General features: G+C 71.4%; 19 protein-coding genes. 13 read left to right on the top strand and 6 right to left on the bottom strand.

Annotated elements, in window-relative coordinates; genetic code table 11:
* The first annotated feature begins 121 nt into the window (after positions 1-121).
* Complete coding sequence (locus ACM9LD_RS22450) at positions 122-1,396, top strand: DUF445 domain-containing protein (RefSeq protein ID WP_415678731.1); 1,275 nt, start codon at positions 122-124, stop codon at positions 1,394-1,396.
* Positions 1,393-2,223: an Abi-alpha family protein gene (locus ACM9LD_RS22455; protein WP_415678732.1), complete on the top strand. Its 831-nt coding sequence runs from the start codon at positions 1,393-1,395 to the stop codon at positions 2,221-2,223. The genes ACM9LD_RS22450 and ACM9LD_RS22455 overlap by 4 nt, the downstream gene beginning before the upstream one ends.
* Positions 2,224-2,232: 9 nt before the next feature.
* Here the strand turns inward: ACM9LD_RS22455 and ACM9LD_RS22460 are convergent, their stop codons facing one another.
* Entirely contained in the window at positions 2,233-3,105 is an 873-nt protein-coding gene (locus ACM9LD_RS22460) for a MurR/RpiR family transcriptional regulator (protein WP_415678733.1), read from the bottom strand.
* A 110-nt stretch (positions 3,106-3,215) separates the two neighbouring features.
* On the opposite strand from ACM9LD_RS22460, the gene murQ reads away from it, so the two are divergent.
* From murQ to ACM9LD_RS22475, 3 genes are read left to right on the top strand one after another with little or no spacing between them, the layout of a single operon-like run.
* Positions 3,216-4,115 carry an N-acetylmuramic acid 6-phosphate etherase gene (gene murQ, locus ACM9LD_RS22465; RefSeq protein ID WP_415678734.1) on the top strand — a complete coding sequence of 300 codons (900 nt, stop codon included), beginning with the start codon at positions 3,216-3,218 and terminating at the stop codon, positions 4,113-4,115.
* Positions 4,116-4,136: 21 nt separating this feature from the next.
* On the top strand, positions 4,137-5,618 hold the full coding sequence (locus ACM9LD_RS22470; RefSeq protein WP_415678735.1) for a PTS transporter subunit EIIC: 1,482 nt from the start codon (positions 4,137-4,139) through the stop codon (positions 5,616-5,618).
* 22 nt (positions 5,619-5,640) lie between these two features.
* A complete protein-coding gene (locus ACM9LD_RS22475) occupies positions 5,641-6,684 on the top strand; it encodes a MupG family TIM beta-alpha barrel fold protein (protein ID WP_415678736.1) in 1,044 nt (347 codons plus the stop codon).
* A 6-nt stretch (positions 6,685-6,690) separates the two neighbouring features.
* Here the strand turns inward: ACM9LD_RS22475 and ACM9LD_RS22480 are convergent, their stop codons facing one another.
* Positions 6,691-7,911 (bottom strand): DUF418 domain-containing protein, encoded by a 1,221-nt coding sequence (locus ACM9LD_RS22480; protein ID WP_415678737.1) that lies wholly within the window; start codon positions 7,909-7,911, stop codon positions 6,691-6,693.
* Positions 7,912-7,964: 53 nt separating this feature from the next.
* Here ACM9LD_RS22480 and ACM9LD_RS22485 point away from each other — a divergent pair, with 53 nt between their 5' ends.
* On the top strand, positions 7,965-8,669 hold the full coding sequence (locus tag ACM9LD_RS22485) for a MerR family transcriptional regulator (RefSeq protein WP_415678738.1): 705 nt from the start codon (positions 7,965-7,967) through the stop codon (positions 8,667-8,669).
* A 9-nt stretch (positions 8,670-8,678) separates the two neighbouring features.
* Here the strand turns inward: ACM9LD_RS22485 and ACM9LD_RS22490 are convergent, their stop codons facing one another.
* The gene (locus ACM9LD_RS22490) at positions 8,679-9,404 is read right to left on the bottom strand and encodes a GntR family transcriptional regulator (RefSeq protein WP_415678739.1); all 726 of its coding nucleotides are present in this window, start codon (positions 9,402-9,404) and stop codon (positions 8,679-8,681) included.
* A 37-nt stretch (positions 9,405-9,441) separates the two neighbouring features.
* Positions 9,442-10,035: an alpha-ketoglutarate-dependent dioxygenase AlkB gene (locus ACM9LD_RS22495; protein WP_415678740.1), complete on the bottom strand. Its 594-nt coding sequence runs from the start codon at positions 10,033-10,035 to the stop codon at positions 9,442-9,444.
* 61 nt (positions 10,036-10,096) lie between these two features.
* Between ACM9LD_RS22495 and ACM9LD_RS22500 the strand changes: the two genes are divergently transcribed.
* Positions 10,097-11,083, top strand: coding sequence for an LLM class F420-dependent oxidoreductase (locus ACM9LD_RS22500; RefSeq protein ID WP_415678741.1), 987 nt, complete (start codon positions 10,097-10,099; stop codon positions 11,081-11,083).
* Here ACM9LD_RS22500 and ACM9LD_RS22505 read toward each other — a convergent pair.
* The gene (locus ACM9LD_RS22505; protein ID WP_415678742.1) at positions 11,026-12,228 is read right to left on the bottom strand and encodes a pyridoxal phosphate-dependent aminotransferase; all 1,203 of its coding nucleotides are present in this window, start codon (positions 12,226-12,228) and stop codon (positions 11,026-11,028) included. The genes ACM9LD_RS22500 and ACM9LD_RS22505 overlap by 58 nt on opposite strands.
* Positions 12,229-12,266: 38 nt before the next feature.
* Here ACM9LD_RS22505 and ACM9LD_RS22510 point away from each other — a divergent pair, with 38 nt between their 5' ends.
* Genes ACM9LD_RS22510 through ACM9LD_RS22520 form a run of 3 tightly spaced genes read left to right on the top strand, consistent with a single transcriptional unit; the run spans position 12,267 to position 14,433 of the window.
* The gene (locus tag ACM9LD_RS22510) at positions 12,267-13,580 is read left to right on the top strand and encodes a phytoene desaturase family protein (RefSeq protein ID WP_415678743.1); all 1,314 of its coding nucleotides are present in this window, start codon (positions 12,267-12,269) and stop codon (positions 13,578-13,580) included.
* Positions 13,581-13,612: 32 nt separating this feature from the next.
* Positions 13,613-13,894, top strand: coding sequence for a helix-turn-helix transcriptional regulator (locus ACM9LD_RS22515; protein WP_415678744.1), 282 nt, complete (start codon positions 13,613-13,615; stop codon positions 13,892-13,894).
* Complete coding sequence (locus ACM9LD_RS22520) at positions 13,891-14,433, top strand: hypothetical protein (RefSeq protein WP_415678745.1); 543 nt, start codon at positions 13,891-13,893, stop codon at positions 14,431-14,433. The genes ACM9LD_RS22515 and ACM9LD_RS22520 overlap by 4 nt, the downstream gene beginning before the upstream one ends.
* 1 nt (position 14,434) lies before the next feature.
* Here ACM9LD_RS22520 and ACM9LD_RS22525 read toward each other — a convergent pair whose 3' ends face one another.
* On the bottom strand, positions 14,435-14,809 hold the full coding sequence (locus ACM9LD_RS22525; RefSeq protein WP_415678746.1) for a superantigen-like protein SSL4: 375 nt from the start codon (positions 14,807-14,809) through the stop codon (positions 14,435-14,437).
* Between the two features lie 165 nt (positions 14,810-14,974).
* On the opposite strand from ACM9LD_RS22525, the gene ACM9LD_RS22530 reads away from it, so the two are divergent.
* Genes ACM9LD_RS22530 through ACM9LD_RS22540 form a run of 3 tightly spaced genes read left to right on the top strand, consistent with a single transcriptional unit; the run spans position 14,975 to position 17,234 of the window.
* On the top strand, positions 14,975-15,256 hold the full coding sequence (locus tag ACM9LD_RS22530; protein WP_415678747.1) for a hypothetical protein: 282 nt from the start codon (positions 14,975-14,977) through the stop codon (positions 15,254-15,256).
* A gap of 38 nt (positions 15,257-15,294) precedes the next feature.
* Positions 15,295-15,867 carry a TetR/AcrR family transcriptional regulator gene (locus ACM9LD_RS22535; RefSeq protein ID WP_415678748.1) on the top strand — a complete coding sequence of 191 codons (573 nt, stop codon included), beginning with the start codon at positions 15,295-15,297 and terminating at the stop codon, positions 15,865-15,867.
* Positions 15,864-17,234 (top strand): MFS transporter, encoded by a 1,371-nt coding sequence (locus ACM9LD_RS22540; protein ID WP_415678749.1) that lies wholly within the window; start codon positions 15,864-15,866, stop codon positions 17,232-17,234. Before ACM9LD_RS22535 ends, ACM9LD_RS22540 begins: the two co-directional genes overlap by 4 nt.
* Positions 17,235-17,484 lie beyond the last annotated feature (250 nt).

Raw genomic sequence — 17,484 nt, forward strand, 5'->3', positions numbered from 1 at the left:
ATCGAATGGAGGCGTAATCCTCTCACTACTTTGAGTACCGTGAGCGCGAATGTTGTCGGTTGGGGAAAGGTGGATGGCCTGTGGTGAGCTCGACGGGACGCCTCGCTGAGGGAGGCGTGCGATGGATGCGAACCTGATCCAGCACCTCATCACCGTTCCGCTGTTCACCGGCATCATCGGCTACATCACCAACTGGACCGGCATCCTCATGCTGTTCGAGCCGAAGAAGTTCTACGGCGTCAAGGTGCCCGGGATGGCTACCCTGTATCCGTTGCTGCCGCGCCGGGTCCAGGTGATCCCCGCGATCATGCCCGACGGCCGCGTCGGCTGGCAGGGGATCGTGCCCTCGAGGGCGGAGAAGATGGCGAGCATCGCCGTCGACAAGTCGCTCAACAAAGTGGGCAGCATCGCCGAGTTCTACGAAGTGATGGACCCGGAGCACGTCTCCGAGGTGCTCACCCGGGCGTCGCTGCCGATGATCCCGTCGATCGTGGAATCCGTGATGCAGCGCGAGAACCCGCGCCTGTGGTACTCGCTCCCCGAGGACGTCAAGCTGCTGGTGTACCGCCGCGTCTCGGCGTCGCTGCCCAAGGACGTCCGGAAGATCACGTCGACCATCGGCGAGAACATCGACGACTACATCGACGCCAAGCTGCTGGTGATCCGGTACCTCACGAACAATCCCGCGGTGTTGAAGGACATCTTCTACAACATGGGCCGCAAGGAGCTGAAGTTCATGCAGAACTTCGGCTTCTACTTCGGCTTCCCCATGGGCTTCCTCCTCGTGGCGCTGCTGCACTTCTTCCCGTATTGGTGGCTGCTGCCGCTGGGCGGGATCGTCATCGGCTACGTGGTGAACTACATCGGCATCCTCATGATCTTCGAGCCGATCCACCCCACCTGGTGGGTGCCGTGGAAGCAGGGCCTGTTCCTCAAGCGGAAGAAGGAGATCGGCGAGCAGTACGCCATCGTCATGGCGGACAAGGTCATCACCATCGAGAACATCTGCGACGAGCTGCTGCACGGCCCGCGATCCGACCGGACCCGCGCCACCGTCGAGTCGGTGCTGCGCGATTCGATCGACAACGCGGCCGGGTGGGCCCGGGGCTTCGTCAAGCTGTCGGTGGGCTCCGAGGCCTACGAGCGGGTGCCGCAGCTGGTCGGCGCGGAGGCGCTCAAGGTCGCCGAGGCGACGGTCAGCGAGCCGAAGTTCGTCGCCGAGCAGCAGTCGAAGGTGCGCGAGTTCGTGATCGAGCGGATGAGCAAGCTCAGCCCGGAGGACCTCAGCGAGCTGCTCCGATCGGCGATCAAGCAGGATGAGTGGCTGCTGTTCCTGCACGGCGCGGTGCTCGGCTCGTTCGCCGGGTTCCTCCATCTAGCGATATTCGGGGTGTGACAGACGTGAGTGAGAAGTCCCGTTCCTCCGCGGCCTCCGACGACGAGGCCGTCGACGAGAACCGCGAGCTCGCGGTCCGCGACGGCGGCGAGGTCGCCGCGGCGGAGAAGCAGGAGTCCGGCGGGCTCCTCGGCCGGCTGGGGCGCGTCTCGAACTCGGCCTTCAGCGTGACCCGCGAGCTCGGCGGCTCGGCGCAGCGCCTCACCCAGCAGTTCGTGAGCGAGGCCGGTCACCTCGTGGACGTCGCGCTGACCACCGAGGTCGCGCCGCGCATCGTCGTGCACGGCGAGGTCGTGGACGAGCTGCTCGAGCAGGCCCCCGAGCCCGTCGCCACTCCCGACGAGCTCCGCCGCACGGGCGATCGGCTCCTCGCACAGTCCGCCGAGCCCGCCGGCGCGCAGACGCCCCACCCCGCCTACGAGCACATTCTGCAGGAGCTGTGCCCGGACGAGGCCCGCATCCTGCGGCTGCTCTTCAACGACGGTGCCCAGCCCGCCATCGACGTGCGCACGAACCGCCCGTTCGGCGTCGGCGCCGAGACGGTGGCCGCCGGCGTGTCGATGATCCCCGAGGTTGCGGGCTGCCGGAACCCCGACCGGATCGCCGAGTACCTCGGCAACCTGCACCGGCTGGGCCTGATCTGGTTCTCCAAGGAGCAGGTCGACGTGCGGCGCTACGAGCTGCTGCAGGTGCAGCCCCAGCTGCTCGACGCGCTGAGCAGCGCGGGCCGGTACGCGAAGACCGTCCGCCGCCGGATCGAGATCACGCCCTTCGGCCGCGCCTTCTACAGCACCTGCTTCTCCCCGTCGTCCGGCTTCGCGGACTAGGTCGCGGGCTCAGCTCGTCGGCGGCAGGTGCTGGGGATGCACGGCCTCGCGGGTGATCGCCAGGGCGGATTCCAGGTCGCCGTAGCGCAATTGGGCGACGCGGATGAACAGGAAGTCGACGACGGCGAGCTGCGTCAGGCGGCTGGCGAGGGCCGCCGCCCGTAGCGGTGACTCCTGCGCGACGGTGAGCAGGAGGCGGTCCGCCGCCCGCCCCAGGGGGGACTCGGGGGCGTTGGTGACGGCGACGCCGAGGGCCCCGCGTTGGGTCGCGAGCTGCAGGGCGCGGTGCACCTCGACGGTGGTCCCGCTGAACGAGACGGCGACGGCGACCGAGTCCGGAGTCGCGAGTGCCGCGTGGACGAGCTGCATGTGCGTGTCCGGCGAGTACTGGCAGGACAGGCCGATCCGCTGCAGCTTCTGGGAGAGGTCGAGCGCCGCGAGGCCGCTGGCCCCGACGCCGAAGGCGTGACACCGTCCGTGCTCGGCGATCGCCCGCGCCACGGTCTCGAGGGCGTCGTGGTCGATCAGGCGGGCGGTCTGCTCGAGGGAGCGGGCCTCGTGGAAGGCGATCTTCGCGACGACGGTGGCGAGGTCGTCCGCGTCGTTGATCGCGCCCTCGGCGATGTCGGACCGTTCGAGTTCGACCTGCCGGCGGGACAGCTCCTGCGCCAGGGCGATCCGCAGATCGGGATAGCCGCCGAACCCCAGCGCGCGGGCGAACCGGACAACGCTGGCCTGCGACGCGCCGGCGGCCTCCGCCAGCTCGGTGATCGTCGCGGCGACCGCGCGCTCGGGGTCGCCGATCACCGTCGCGGCGACCTTGGCCTCCGCCGGGCGCAAGGTCGGAACGACGGATCGTATGCGGTCGATGGTGCCGTCCACAGGTCCCCCTCCAGCGTCTCGGCGAGTATTCCACAGCAGTTCTGAAAACAATCTTCGCACGAACATGTTCGTGTGTAATCTTTCGTCATCGCTGGAGCGGAAGGGATGCCGTGCACGAGATCGCGACGACGGAGAGCCGGAACAGCCGGACCATGGAGCTCGACGAGTTCACGGTCGAACAGCTGCTCACGGCCATGAACGACGAGGACCGGCTCGTCCCCGACGCGGTACGCCGTGTCCTCCCGGAGGTCGAGCGCGCCGTCGAGCTCGCGGTGACGGCGCTGAGGTCCGGCGGCAGGCTCATCTATCAGGGCGCCGGTACCAGTGGCCGGCTCGGCGTGCTCGACGCGGCGGAGTGCCCCCCGACGTTCGGCGTCCCGCCGGGCGTGGTCATCGGGGTCCTCGCCGGCGGCGACGCGGCGATGTTCCGGTCCGAGGAGGGCGCCGAGGACTCCGCCGAACGCGGCCGGGACGATCTCGTCGCGCTCGGCGTGACCCCCGCCGACGTCGTGATCGGCATCGCGGCCTCCGGCCGAACGCCGTACGTCATCGGAGGCCTGGACCACGCGCGGGCGGTCGGGGCGTCGACGGTGGCCCTCTCCTGCAACCCGGGTGCCGCGGTCTCCGCGCACGCGCAGGTCGCCATCGAGGTCGACAACGGCCCCGAGGTGCTCACCGGCTCCACCCGCCTCAAGGCCGGCACCAGCCAGAAGCTGATCCTCAACATGATCTCGACGGCCGCGATGGTACGGACGGGCAAGGCCTATTCGAACCTGATGGTCGACGTGGCGCCCAGCAACGTCAAGCTGGCGGGCCGCGTGGTCCGCATCATCCGCGAGGCCACGGGCGCCGACGAGGCCGCCGCCCGCGCGGCCTCGGCCGCGGCGGACGGCCACGCCAAGACCGCGATCGTGATGATCCTCGCCGACGTCGACGCCCCGACCGCCCGCCGGCGCCTCGCCGACGCGGACGGCTTCGTCCGCGTCGCCATCCGCTCCACCGAATCCTGATCCGTAGGGAGGACTGCTCTGATGGACTACACCGAACTCGGCGAGAAGGTTCTGCGGCTCGTCGGCGGAACCGGCAATGTCGCCTCGCACACCAATTGCATGACGCGCCTACGTATCAACGTCGAGGACCAGGCGGCGGTCGACGTCGCGGGCATCCGCGCGCTCGACGGCGTGCAGGGCGTCGTCGACGGCCCCCAACTGCAGATCGTCGTCGGCCCCGGCCACGCCGAACGCCTGCGGGAGGGCTTCGGGGACGTGCTCGCCGCGGCTCGGGCCGCGGAATCCGGTTCGGAGTCCGACGTCGTCGTGGCGCTCGACAAGGTGGCCGACGACGTGCGCGAGGCCGAGCTGGACTCCCTGGCGACGCGCACGCAGGCGAAGGTGAAGGCACAGCAGACGAGTCGCCTGCAGGTCGCGCTCAAGCACGTCGGCAACATCTTCATCCCGCTCTTCCCAGGCTTCATCGCCTGCGGCATCATCGCGGCGATCGCCAACATCTGGAAGCTGATCGACCCGTCGGTGACGGGCAATCCTTGGTTCCTGGTGTTCGCGGCCGTGGGCACGCTCCTCATCGGGAGCCTGAACCTGATCGTCGGCCTGAACACGGCCAAGGAGTTCGGGGGCTCGCCGGTGCTCGGCTTCGTCGCCGGCGGCCTGCCCTACCTGCCCGCGCTCGCGGGCATCGCGGCGAATCCCAAGACCGGCGCCGAGGCGGTCCCGCTGACGATCCCCGTGGTCGGCCAGCTGAGCCCCGGCCTCGGCGGTGTGATCGGCGTGATGGCCACGGCGTGGCTGTTCGCGGCGATCGAGAAGCGGCTGCGCGCACGCGTTCCCGCGAGCCTGGACCTCTTCGTGGTGCCCGTGTTCACCGTGCTGGTGGGCGCGGTGGTGAGCCTGTTCGTGATCATGCCGATCGCGGCGCTCGTGATGCGCGGGGTCACCTGGTTCCTCGTCGACTTCGCTCTCGAGCAGGGCGGCGTCTTCGGCGGCTTCCTGATGTCGGCGCTGTTCCTGCCGCTGGTGATGCTCGGCCTGCATCACGGGCTGACGCCGGTGCACGTGCAGCTGATCGCGGACCTCGGCTACACGCCGCTGCTGCCCATCCTGGCCATGGCCGGCGCGGGGCAGGACGGCGCGGCCATCGCGATCTGGCTCAAGACCCGCAACCCCAAGCTCAAGCGGATCATCAAGGGCGCGTTGCCGCTCGGCCTGGTCGGCATCGGCGAGCCGCTCATCTACGGCGTCTCGCTCCCGCTGTTCTATCCCTTCATCACGGCCTGTCTCGGTGCGGGTTTCGGTGGTGCCTTCGTGGCCTGGGGAATGGAGGTCAGCGGCGGCTTCGGCGCCCAGACCATCGGGCTGTCGGGGGTCCTGATGACGGGCGTGATCTCGGCGGACGGGTGGCTCTGGTACCTCGGGGGCATCGCCGTCGGAGCGCTGGCCGGCTTCGTTCTGACGTACCTGTTCGGCTTCAAGGAATCGATGGAATCGCGCCTGGCCTGAGCCGCGCACCGAAGGGACGATCATGCTGCACTCGCTCTATCCCACGGACGATCCCGCGCTGCGCCGCAGCGTGGCCCTGGCCGCCGCCCGCGCCGGTCGGGGGCTCGTGTTCACCTCCCTGCACATCCCCGAGAGCTCGGGACTGCGGGCGTTCGGCGCGGAGCTCGCGGGCCTGCACCGGGAGCTCGGCATCGAGTTCTGCGCCGACGTCTCGCCGAAGGCCCTCGTGCTGCTGGGGGTGGACCTCGCAGGGCTCGGGATGCTCCGGGCCTGGGGCGTCACGACGGTCCGCATCGACTTCGGCTTCTCCCCGGACGAGGTGCGCGCCATCGCGGCCGCGGGGCCCTTCCGGATCGCCGTCAACGCCAGCACGGTGACGCCGGAGGAATTGGATGAGCTCGCCGGCCTCGACCCGGTGGGCTGGCACAACTACTACCCGCGTCCGGAGACCGGCCTCGCCGAGGACTTCTTCGCCGGCCAGAACGCGCTGCTGCGCGGGCGGGGGCACGACGTGGTGACGTTCATCCCGGGGGAGCGCGAGTTCCGGGCGCCGCTGCACCTGGGGCTGCCCACGCTCGAATCGCACCGGCACGCCAACGCCTACGTCAATCACGCGCGCGCGCTCGCGGCCTGCCCGGACACCGCGGTGGCCTGCGCCGAGGGGACGCTGCTGCCGCACCACGAGGAGTGGATCGAGCGCCGCGAACGGCACGGTGAGATCGTGGTGCCGCTCGCCTCGGTCCCCGGGTCGATGCGGCACCTGCTCGACGGTCCGCTGCGCCTCCGGCCGGAGGGGGCCGCGGCATCGCATCGCATCGAGGGCACGCGCGGCGGCCCCGTCCCGCCGGACGCGGTCAACGGGACGCGGCGATCGCGCGGCAGCCTGCAGGTGGACGTCGCGTCCATGGGGCGGTACCGCGGCGAGGTGCACCTGATGCGCGAGGACCGTCCGCTGACCGCCGCGCAGGTGCGGGTCGCCGAGATCGCGGGGCCCTACGTCGATCTCGTCGACCTGCTGCGGCCGGGGCAGACGGTCCGCTTCGTCGTCGCTCCCGCGGAGGAGTGACGCGCTCTACCGCGGATAAGCCAGGCGCCGGAGCAGGATCTCCGCCGGCCCGCGCCGGCCGGCGGCCTCCAGCCGCACCGCGATCGCGACGGTGGCCGCCCAGACGGCGACCGCCAGCAGCGTCGCCGACCAACTGGACAGGTACTGGCCGAGGCCCAGCCCCCACGCCGCGAGGAGCGGCGAGAAGACGACCGACTGCGCGAGGTAGCCGCTCATCGACCGCTTGCCCAGCGCCTGCACCGCGGTCGCGAACGTCCCGGCGCCGGTGCGTTCGAGGCGGATCGCGAGCAGGCCGAACAGCGCGACGTACCCGAGCCCGCCGAACAGCCCGCCCAGCGTGTGCAGCGGCAGCAGCCCCCATTCCGCCGTGCCGCTGACCGCCAGGACGTCCAGGTTCTGCAGCGCGAGGAGGAGTCCCGTGCCCCAGCCGATCGCGATGCCGGCGACCGCGCACCGTCGGAGCAGCGCGACGTGCGCCGACGGCGCGTCCAGGACGCGGTGCCGGGCGGCGAGCATGCCGAGCAGGACGGCGACGGGGACGATCAGCCCGAGCACCACCGTCGGCAGCATGGTCCCCGCCCACGTCGTGACGCGCTCGGCCATCGCGTCCCAGTACCCGGGGATGGCGTTCGCGTCCGTGAGGTCCGGGGTCGGGGACGCGGCGGCCTCGCTGCCGACGGAGCGCGCGCCCACGAGGGTGAGCGCCGAGAACGCGATGGAGACGAGGACCAGGATCGCGGCCCAGATCGCGAGGGCCCGGCCCGATCGCCGGAGGAACAGCCACACGAGGACGAGGCCGGTGATCGCGTAGGCGCCGAGGATGTCGCCGTACCAGAGCAGCGCGGCGTGGACGAAGCCGAACGCCAGCATCCACCAGTGCCGCCGCCGCAGGATCCGGCGGGCCGCCGCGGGCTCGGTGCCCGCCGCGAGCTGGCGGGTGTACAGCTGGACGATGCCGTAGCCGAAGAGGAAGGCGAACATCGGGTACACGCGGCTGTCGATGCCGGTGATCGCGACGGTCTGCACGACGCGATCGACGACGGACCCGTCGGCGGCGTGCGCGCCGGTCCCCGTCGGTCGGCCCCACAGGAAGAACGGCACGTTCGCGACGGCGATGAGGACCAGCATGACGCCGCGTGCGAGGTCGGGAGCGATGCTCCGGCGGCCGGTGACGGAGGTGGGAGCGGCGACGGGCGAGGGCGAGTCGGTGCCCGGAGTCGAGGTCATGGTGCGACCGTAAACAGTGCCCCAAGGGCAGGGTCAAGCCGTAGGCTCGGCGCATGCCCTGGAGCACGCGGGAGCTGGCCGAACTGGCCGGGACCACGGTCAAGGCCGTGCGGCACTATCACGCGATCGGCCTGCTCGACGAGCCCGAACGCCGGTCCAACGGGTACAAGCAGTACGGCGTCGCGCACCTCGTCCGGCTGCTGCGGATCACCCGCCTCAAGGAGCTGGGCGTCCCGCTCGCCGCGATGCGCACCGACGCCGCGGAGGACCTGCCGACCGCGATCCGCGCGCTGGACGGCGAACTCGCGGAGCGGATCGCGCGGCTGCAGCGCATCCGGGCCGAGCTCGCGACGGCCCTGGAACACAACGCCCCGCTCGACACCCCCGCGGCCTTCCACGCCGTGGCCGAATCTCTTTCCGACCGCGATCGGGCGCTCGCGACGGTGCTCGGCGGGATCTTCGACGACGCCGCCCTGGGCGACCTCGGCGCGCTCATGGCGGAGCCCACCGACGCCGACGAGCGCTTCGACGCGCTGCCGCCCGACGCCGACGACGCGACGATCGAGGAGCTGGCGCTCCGGCTCGCCGCGTCGATCCGCGAGCAGCACGCGCGGTACCCGTGGATGGCCGACCCCAACGCGGTGTCGGTCCGCGGCCGGAACGCCGCGGAGCGCACCCTGGGCGCCGCCTTCCTCGAGCTGTACAACCCGGCGCAGATGCGCGCCCTGGCCCGCGCGGCGGCGCTGCTGGACGAGTGACTCGCGCGGCTACGGCGCGTCGGCGGTCTCGGTGACCGTCATCTGCACCTGGTAGCGGTCGGAGCGGTACCAGGAGTAGCTGTGCTCCACGCGGGTGGTGCCGGCGAAGGCGACGCGGTCGAAGGCGAGCAGCGGTGTGCCCGACGGGACGCCGAGCACCCGGGCCAGCTCCCCGTCGGAGGAGATCGCGCCGATGGACTGCTCGGCCCGGTCGATCGCCTGCCCGTACTCGATCCGCAACAGCGTGTAGATCGACTGCGTCAGGTCGTGCGCGTCCAGGCCGGGCGCGATCGCCTGCGGGTACCAGGCGTCGTCGACGGAGATCGGCACGCCGTCGGCGAGCCGGAGCCGCTTGACGTGGTACGCCTTGTCGGCCGCGCGGATCTGCAGGGCCGAGGTGGTCGACGGTGGCGGCACCCGCAGCTCCGTCTGCAGGACGACGGTCGACGGGTTGCGGCCCAGGCGCCGCATGTCCTCGTGGAACGAGGCGAGGTGCAGCCGTGAGCGGGCGGGCCGGTCGGCGACGAACGTGCCCTTGCCGCGGATCCGTACGAGCGTGCCCTCGGCGACGAGCTGGCGCAGGGCCTCGCGCACCGTGATGCGGGAGACGCCGTACTCCTCGCAGAGCTGCCGCTCGCTGGGGAGCGCCGAACCGGGCTCGAGCCCATCCGTACAGCGCTGCTCGAGGAGCGCCCGCAGCTGCTCGTGCTTCGGAATCGGGCCGTCCGCGATCATCGACCCATCTTGTCACACCAGGTCATGACCAGTGGGGCTATCGGACCCCGGAGGCACGGAACTGCACGCTGATCCGCGGCCCGGCGTGCGGCACCTTCGGCACCGCGTGCTCCCAGGTGCGTTGCGCGGAGCCGCCCATCGCGAGCAGATCGCCGTGGCCCACCGTGAGCTTCGTGGACGCGCCGCCGCCGCGCGGGCGCATCAGGAACGGGCGGGCGGCGCCGAGGGAGACGATGGCGACGATCGTGTCGTGCGTGCCGCCGCGGCCGATGGTGTCGCCGTGCCAGGCCACCGAGTCCGCTCCGTCACGGTAGAGGCACAGCCCGACGGAGGTGAAGGGCTCGTGCAGGTCCGGCCAGTACAGCTCCGTGAGCTCGGCCATCGCCGCGCCGAGCGCGGGGTGGGGGAGGGCGGCGCCGTCGCCGTAGTAGCGCAGCAGCCGCGGCACGGGCAACGTGCATTCGTACATGCGGCGGCGTTCCTCGACCCACGGCACGTCGCGCGCCAGCGCGGCGAACAGCTCGTCCGCGCCGGATTGCCACCCCACGCGCACGTCGAGCCACGCACCGTCGGACAGCTCCCGGCGGTGCGGGGCCAGCGGTGCGGCATCGTCGAACAGCGAATCCTGCATCGCCCGCGACGATACGAGGACCGACTGACAAGTTCGGCGCGGCCTCCGTAGGGTTGGAGGCGTGCGATTCGGACTCTTCCTCCCGCAAGGCTGGCGCTTCGACCTCGTCGGCATCGATCCGGCGGACCACTGGTCCGTCATGAACGGCCTCGCCCAGCGAGCCGACTCCGGCCCCTGGGACTCGGTGTGGGTGTACGACCACTTCCACACCACGCCGGTCCCGAGCCGCGAGGCCACGCACGAGGCGTGGACCCTGATGTCGGCCCTCGCCGCCACGACGAGCCGCGTGAAGCTCGGCCAGATGTGCACGGCCATGAGCTACCGCAACCCCGCGTACCTGGCCAAGGTCGCCGCCACCGTCGACCTGATCTCCGGCGGCCGCACGCAGATGGGCATCGGCGGTGGCTGGTACGAGCACGAGTGGCGCGCGTACGGCTATGGCTTCCCGTCGGCGGGGGAGCGGCTCGGCCGCCTCGACGAGGGCATCCAGATCCTGCGGCAGGCGTGGACCGAGGGCTCGGCCACGCTCGACGGGAAGTACTACCAGGTCGACGGTGCCGTCTGCGAGCCCCGGCCGCTGCAGGACGGCGGCATCCCGCTGTGGGTCGCGGGCGGCGGCGAGAAGAAGACGCTGCGGATCGCGGCGAAGTACGCGCAGTACACCAACTTCGACGGCACCTTCGAGGGCTTCGCCCACAAGTCGGAGGTGCTGCGGAAGCACTGCGCCGACGTGGGCACCGATTTCGACGCCATCACCCGTTCGGCCAACTACAACATCGTGATCGGCGAGGCCGCCCGCGACGTGCAGACCCGCCTCGACGAGACCCGCAACCGGCTGCTCGAGCACGTGCCCGAGGCGGGGGTCGACGCCGAGATGGGCGCCTACCTCGGCATGCCGGGCGTGGGCACGCCGGGCGACATCGTGGCCAACCTCAAGCGCCTCGAGGCCGAGGGCATGACCTACGCGATCTGCTACTTCCCCGAAATCGCCTACGACACCTCGGGACTGGAGCTCTTCGAGCGCGAGGTGATCCCCGCGTTCAGCTGACCGAGCCGGCGTGCGCCCTCGGCGAGCACGTCCTCGCGCTTGGCGAAGGCGAAGCGCAGGAGGTGCCCCCAGCGCTCCTGGTCGTCGGCGAGCGCGCTGACCGGAACCGCGGCCACGCCGATGCGCGCGGGCATCTCCCGGCAGAGGGCGCCGGCGTCGTCGAAGCCCAGGCCCCGGGCGTCGGCGACGACGAAGTAGGTGCCCTCCGACGGGTGCACGGTGAACCCCGTCTCGACGAGGGCGCCGGTGAGCAGGTCCCGCTTGGCCTGCAGGTCGGGCGCGAGCTTCTCGAGCCACGAGGCCTCGTTGTCCAGTGCGTGCGCGACGGCGCGCTGCAGCGGCGTCGCGCCCGTGAAGGTGAGCCACTGCTTCGCGGAGCGGCAGGCGTCGGCCAGCTCGCGCGGCGCGGTGATCCAGCCGACCTTCCAGCCCGTCACGTTGAAGGCCTTGGCGGCGCCGGAGATCCGGACGGTGCGCTCGCGCATGCCCTCGAAGGCGGCGAGCGGGCGGTGCACGCGGCCGTCGAAGAGCAGGTACTCGTAGACCTCGTCGGTGAAGCAGAGCAGGTCGCGCTCCACGCACAGCTCCGCGATCAGCTGGAGGTCGGCGTCGGAGAGCACCGTGCCGGTGGGGTTGTGGGGCGAGTTCACGATGATCGCCGCGGTCCGGTCCGTGATCGCGGCGCGCAGCATCGCGGGGTCGAGGGCGTACCGTCCGCCGTCCTCGACCAGCGGCACGACGACGCGGTGCGCGCCCGCCATCGCCACGGTCGCGGCGTAGGAGTCGTAGAAGGGCTCGATGAGCACGACCTCTTGGCCCGGCTCGACGAGGCCCAGCACCGCGGCCGCGATCCCCTCGGAGGCGCCGACGGTGACCAGCACCTCGCCGTCGGGGTCGTAGTGCAGGCCGTACTCGCGCTCCACCTGCGCGGAGACGGCGCGGCGCAGCTCGGGCAGGCCGTCACCCGGCGGGTACTGGTTGAGGCCGCCGTCGATGGCGTCCTTCGCGGCCTGCAGCATGCCGGCGGGCCCGTCGGTGTCGGGGAAGCCCTGCCCCAGGTTGACGGCGCCGGTCTCGGCGGCGAGCGCCGAGATCTCCGCGAAGATCGTCGACGTGAACGGCTGGAGGCGTCGGACGGTGCGCATGTCCGCAGCCTAGTGGCCCGCGCGGCTACCGTGGGGGCATGACCTCCGCCGTCGTCGTCGGATCCGGCCCCAACGGGCTCACCGCCGCCGCGTCGTTGGCCCGTGCGGGCCTCGACGTGACGGTGCTCGAGGCCTCGACAACCCTCGGCGGCGCCTGTCGCTCCGATTCGCTGCGGGGGACCGTGGTGGACCGGTTCTCGACGGGGCACCCCCTCGCGTACGCCTCGCCCGCGCTGCGGGACGTGGGCGTCGACATCGACTGGGGCACGGCGGAGATCGACGTGGCGCACCCGCTGTCGCCGCACCCGGACGACGCGGTCGGCACCCTGGCGGACGTGCCGGACTGCGGGCCGGAGGTCATGCCGGTCTTCTTCGGCCCCATGACGGACGTCGCGCGGCACCCCGTGGCCGCGACGCGGTGGGGGCCGCGGTTCCTCCTCCCGGCAGCGGTCACCGCCGCCGCGCTCGGGCGGACCGGCGGGGCCGTCTTCGCCGGGGTCGCGGCGCATTCCATCTCTCCGCAGCACCTGCCGATGACCTCGTCGATCGGGTACCTGCTCTCCGGGGTGCGGCCCTGGCCCGTGCCGATCGGCGGCTCCCAACGGATCTCGGATGCGCTCGCCGCGATCGTCGAGGCCCACGGCGGGCGGATCCGCACGGGGGAGCGGGTGACGACGCTGCCCGATGCCGACCTCGTCGTCCTCGACACCGGCCTGCCCGCGGCGCGGGACCTGCTCGGGGACCGCGCGCCCACCTGGCTGCGGCGACGCGCCCGGCGGTGGCGGTTCGGGCCGGCCGCGTTCAAGGTCGATCTCGTGGTCGACGGCGGGATCCCCTGGGTGCATGAGCAACTCCGACGATCCGCGTTCGTCCACCTCGGCGGCACAGCGCGGGAGATCGCGCGCAAGGAGCTCATGGTGAACCGCGGCCGGATGCCCGAGCGACCCGTGATCATCCTGTCGCAGCAGTACCTGGCGGACCCGTCGCGGTGCGCCGGTTCACTCGCGCCGGTGTCCATGTACGCCCACTGCCCCAACGGCTTCCCCGGTGATCTCACCGAATCGATCGTGGCCGAGGTGGAGCGGCACGCGCCCGGGGTGCGGAACCGGATCGTCGAGACGCGGTCCGTCGGCCCCGCGGGCCTGCAGGCGGTGAACGCCAACCTCGTCGGTGGCGATATCGCGGCCGGTGCCGCCGTTCCGGCGCAGCTGGTGCGCCGGCCGAAGCTCGTGGATCCCTACCGCCTCACCGACCGCGCCTTCCTCTGCTCGTCCGCCGCCGGCGCCCCGGGGGTGCACGGGATGGTCGGATGGCACGCCGCGGCGTCGGCGCTGAGGTCTCTGCGCTCTTGACAAGTTGTTGGGTTTTCCCAACAATAGATTGCATGAGTCCGGTGAAGCGGGAGGGTTCGCTCCCCATCTTCAATCGCATCGGCGTCCTGCGCGCCGAGCGCCGGATGAGCCGGAAGGAGCTGGCTGCGGCGATCGACGTCAACCCGCAGACGGTGGGCGCGCTCGAGCGCGGGGATCACTACCCGAGCCTCGATCTCGCCCTCCGCCTCTGCGCGGTCTTCGACCTGCCGGTGGAGGCGGTTTTCTCCCGCAGTGAATTCGGGCCCCTGTCGGCGGAGCTGTACGGACGCAACGAGAGAGGCGGAGCACGATGACGACGAGCATGATCACCCGCTACCAGGAGCGCCGCGCCCGGAAGTTCCGGGAGAACGAGGAGCGCTTCTCGACCCTGTTGCCGTCGTGGCGCACGCGGTCCCGGCGACGAATGCTGGTCGCCGCGTTGCTCATCGACTATCTTTTCATGTTCGTCGTCGCTATCCTCTGTCACTTCGACGTGCCCAACGCGCCACTGCTGTGGTTGCCTGCGTGCTTGGCGCTCTTCCCGATCTGGATCATGATCCAGATCGTCTCGGGCAGACACGGTGACGCGCCCGCCGCGGCGCTCGACGAGTGGGAGGCCGAGCAGCGGAACGAGGCCCGTTCCATCGGCTTCTCCGTCACCTCGAGCCTAGTGCTCCTGGCTGTCGCGTACACCGTGGTCACCGCCGTGACCGCATTGCCGGACGGGAACCCGGCGTGGCACTACGCGTCGGGCCTCTTCACGCTGGTCGCGCTGCTCATCGGCATGACGACGCCCGCCATGATCCTCGCCTGGACTCGGCCCGACGCCGACGCGGAGGACGTCGCCGCGTAGTTCAGCGGGGCTTCGTCGTGGTCGGGACGGCAGTGCCGGTGCCGTAGGGGTCGTCGCCGGCCCCGTGGTTGGGGTTGGTGCAGATCGTGCCCTCGTCGGGCCCGCCGGTGCAGGGCACGTCGTACTCGCTGCCCGGGCCCGTAGGCTTGGTGGGGCGCGGCGCCGTCGTCGGAACGGGGCGAGTGGGCGGCGCGGTGACGGTGTTCGTCGGCCGCACCGTCTGCGCGGGCGGGTTCTGCTCGTGCGTGGCCGATTCCGTGACGGTCATGGTCGACGGCGTCGTGGGCGCGGATCCGGCCCCGTCGTCGGCGCAACCCGCGGCGGCGAGGAGGGCGACGGTTCCCGCCGCGCTCGCCATGGATCGAATGAACAACATGGTGTGTCTTCTCCGTTCTGGGGGTTCCCTGCTCGGGTGGACGCCCCCAGGGTAGACCGTTCAGTACAGCCACCGGATGGCGGTAGAAATACTCGCTGGACCAACCGGGCGCCGTCGCCCAGGATCGTGGGAGACGCTGCGATCGAGTGAAAAAGGCGGGTGACCATGCGATTCCACGACTACCTGGCAGCGCTGGCTGCGCGGTTCGGCGAGTTCCGGCGGAACCACGTCGAGATGTACGAGCGGCACCAGATCCTGCTCGAGCCGTGGACGCACGACATCTTGCACTGGGGCGCCGACGGGACGCTGCACGGCAGCATCGTGGCCGGGCGGGCACGTCCGCCGGTGACGCGCGGCGGCTGGTGCCCTTGTCAGCCGATCGACGTCGTCGGGGAGGCCGGCGACGCCCGCGTGGTCGGCGATCCGTGTCCGGAGGGTTGTGATTAGTAGTTAGTAACTACTAATCTGGCCGGGTGGGCACCCGGATGAGTGGACCAGAACGCAGGGCGCAGATACTCGGCATCGCCGCGCGCGAGTTCGGCGCGCACGGTCTCCACGGTGCGTCGGTCGACGAGATCGCCCGGGAGGCGGGGATCACGCAGGCCTATGTCTTCCGGATGTTCGGCACGAAGAAGGCTCTGTTCCTCGAACTCGTCACGGGCGCGTTCGCCGGCCTCGTCGACGCGATGGCGCGGGCGGGGGACGGGACCGTCGGCATCGAGGCGCTCGCGCGGATGGGCGCCGAGTACTACGAGAACCTCGCCGACGACACGGCCCTGCGCCTCCAGCTGCAGGGTTTCGCCGCCTGCGGGGACTCCGAGGTCCGCGACGTCGTGCGCGGCTGCTTCGCGCGCCTGTGGGACACCGCCGCGACCGGCACCGGGCTCGATCCCGTCACCGTCAAGACCTTCCTGGCGTTCGGCATGCTGCTCAACGCCGGGGCCGCTCTCGACGTGGCCGAGATCGACGAACCATGGGCCGACGGGGTCCGCACCCTGATCCGGCCAGGGTTGTTCGAGCATGTCACCACCGCGTCGAACCGGCCGGCGTCGTCGTGAACCGGCTGTCCGGCGCGCTGGTCACCGTCGCCCTCTGCGCGGCGGTGATCGGGAGCGTCGGCGCGCCGCTCATCACCGCGGTGGCGCGGTCGGAGGACGTGTCGCTGGGCGTTGCGCAATGGACGCTGACGATCACGCTGTTCACGGGTGCCATCGCCGGACCGGTGCTGGGCCGGCTCGGCGCCGGGCCGCTGCGTAGGCGCACGATCCTCGGCACGGTGGGCGTGGTCGCGGTCGGCGGGGTGCTGACGGTGCTGCCCCTGCCGTTCGGTGCGCTGCTCGTCGGGCGCGCGCTGCAGGGTGTGGGTATCGCCCTGGTGCCGCTGCTGGTCAGCGTGGCGCGCAGCGCCCTCCCGCCGGACCGGGCGACGAGCACCATCGCGTCCCTGTCCGTCGCCTCCACCGTCGGCATCGGCGTGGGCTACCCGCTGATCGGTCTCGTGGACCAGGTGCTCGGCCTCCGCGCCGCCTACGGGACCGGCCTCGCGATCACGCTGGTCGCGCTCGCGGTCGCCTGGCGGTCGGTCCCCGTCGACGAGCCCGGCCCGCGCCCGCGGATCGATGTGCCCGGGGCGCTGCTGCTCGGTGTGGGCACCTTCGGCCTCCTGTTCCTGATCGCGGAGCCCGCGCTGTGGGGCCGGCCGGCCGCGGTGGTCGGCGTGCTCGTCGGCACGGTCGCGGTGCTCGCGACATGGGTGGCCGTCGAACTGCGGGTCGTCGATCCCCTGGTGGACCTGCGGCTCGTCGCGCGCCCGTCGGTGGCGGCCGCGAACCTCGCGATGTTGGTCGCCGGTATCGGGATGTACCTGCTGTTCAGCGATCTCACGCGGTACGTCCAGGTGCCCGACGGTGCGCCGTACGGCTTCGCGCTTCCCGGCGTCGCCGCGGGGGCCGCGCTCCTCCCGTTCTCCGTACTCGGTTTCGTTGCGGGGCGGGCGGTCCCGCGGGTGTCGGCGCGGATCGGCCCGCGCGGGACCTTCGCCGTCTCGTCGGGGCTGGTCGTGGTGGCCGCGGTGGTCTTCGCGGTCGGCCGGGACAGCCTGGTCGCCGTGTTGGTAGCGCTGGCGGTCCTAGGACTCGGGGTCGGCGGCGCCTCGGCCGTGATGCCCCGTCTCGTGCTCGACGGGACGCCCCAGTCCGAGACCGCCAGCGTCATGGCGGTCAACCAGATCGCCCGGGCCGTCGGCTTTTCCATCGGCAGCGCCCTCGCCGGGTTCCTCCTCACGGGCGCCACGCCCGACGGTGCGCTTCTGCCCGCGCAGGGCGGATACGTCGCCGTCGCGCTGTGGTCGACGGTGCCCGCGGTGGTGAGCGCGGTGATCCTGATGGTCGCGCGCAGGGGAGCGGTAGTGGCGCGCGCGGCGTGACCATCCGGATCATCGTTCGATGTGGTGTTCTGCTGTCGAAAACTTGTCGGTCGGTCGGCGTAGCGTCAGGGCATGGACGAAGACGTTGGTGTAGACGAGGATCGGCCGCCCGATGGTGGCGTTGCTGATCGGTTGCGTTCGATGGAGCGGCAGCGGTGCCGGACGGTGTTCGAGCAGTATCGGTTGGCCGCGGAGCTGCTGCGCGAGCGCGTGTGCGAGCGGGTGGCGGCGGGGTTGCCGCAGGACCGCT

The organism is Tsukamurella hominis (assembly GCF_965137015.1).
In the GTDB taxonomy this organism is placed as follows: Bacteria; Actinomycetota; Actinomycetes; order Mycobacteriales; family Mycobacteriaceae; genus Tsukamurella; species Tsukamurella hominis.

What these genes read in the sequence shown, in the direction of transcription:
- ACM9LD_RS22450 (WP_415678731.1), top strand. Translation starts at nt 122, where the DNA reads ATGGATGCGAACCTGATCCAGCACCTCATCACCGTTCCGCTGTTCACC.
- ACM9LD_RS22470 (WP_415678735.1), top strand. Translation starts at nt 4,137, where the DNA reads ATGGACTACACCGAACTCGGCGAGAAGGTTCTGCGGCTCGTCGGCGGA.
- ACM9LD_RS22475 (WP_415678736.1), top strand. Translation starts at nt 5,641, where the DNA reads ATGCTGCACTCGCTCTATCCCACGGACGATCCCGCGCTGCGCCGCAGC.
- ACM9LD_RS22480 (WP_415678737.1), bottom strand. Translation starts at nt 7,911, where the DNA reads ATGACCTCGACTCCGGGCACCGACTCGCCCTCGCCCGTCGCCGCTCCC.
- ACM9LD_RS22485 (WP_415678738.1), top strand. Translation starts at nt 7,965, where the DNA reads ATGCCCTGGAGCACGCGGGAGCTGGCCGAACTGGCCGGGACCACGGTC.
- ACM9LD_RS22490 (WP_415678739.1), bottom strand. Translation starts at nt 9,404, where the DNA reads ATGATCGCGGACGGCCCGATTCCGAAGCACGAGCAGCTGCGGGCGCTC.
- ACM9LD_RS22495 (WP_415678740.1), bottom strand. Translation starts at nt 10,035, where the DNA reads ATGCAGGATTCGCTGTTCGACGATGCCGCACCGCTGGCCCCGCACCGC.
- ACM9LD_RS22505 (WP_415678742.1), bottom strand. Translation starts at nt 12,228, where the DNA reads ATGCGCACCGTCCGACGCCTCCAGCCGTTCACGTCGACGATCTTCGCG.
- ACM9LD_RS22510 (WP_415678743.1), top strand. Translation starts at nt 12,267, where the DNA reads ATGACCTCCGCCGTCGTCGTCGGATCCGGCCCCAACGGGCTCACCGCC.
- ACM9LD_RS22515 (WP_415678744.1), top strand. Translation starts at nt 13,613, where the DNA reads ATGAGTCCGGTGAAGCGGGAGGGTTCGCTCCCCATCTTCAATCGCATC.
- ACM9LD_RS22520 (WP_415678745.1), top strand. Translation starts at nt 13,891, where the DNA reads ATGACGACGAGCATGATCACCCGCTACCAGGAGCGCCGCGCCCGGAAG.
- ACM9LD_RS22525 (WP_415678746.1), bottom strand. Translation starts at nt 14,809, where the DNA reads ATGTTGTTCATTCGATCCATGGCGAGCGCGGCGGGAACCGTCGCCCTC.
- ACM9LD_RS22530 (WP_415678747.1), top strand. Translation starts at nt 14,975, where the DNA reads ATGCGATTCCACGACTACCTGGCAGCGCTGGCTGCGCGGTTCGGCGAG.
- ACM9LD_RS22535 (WP_415678748.1), top strand. Translation starts at nt 15,295, where the DNA reads ATGAGTGGACCAGAACGCAGGGCGCAGATACTCGGCATCGCCGCGCGC.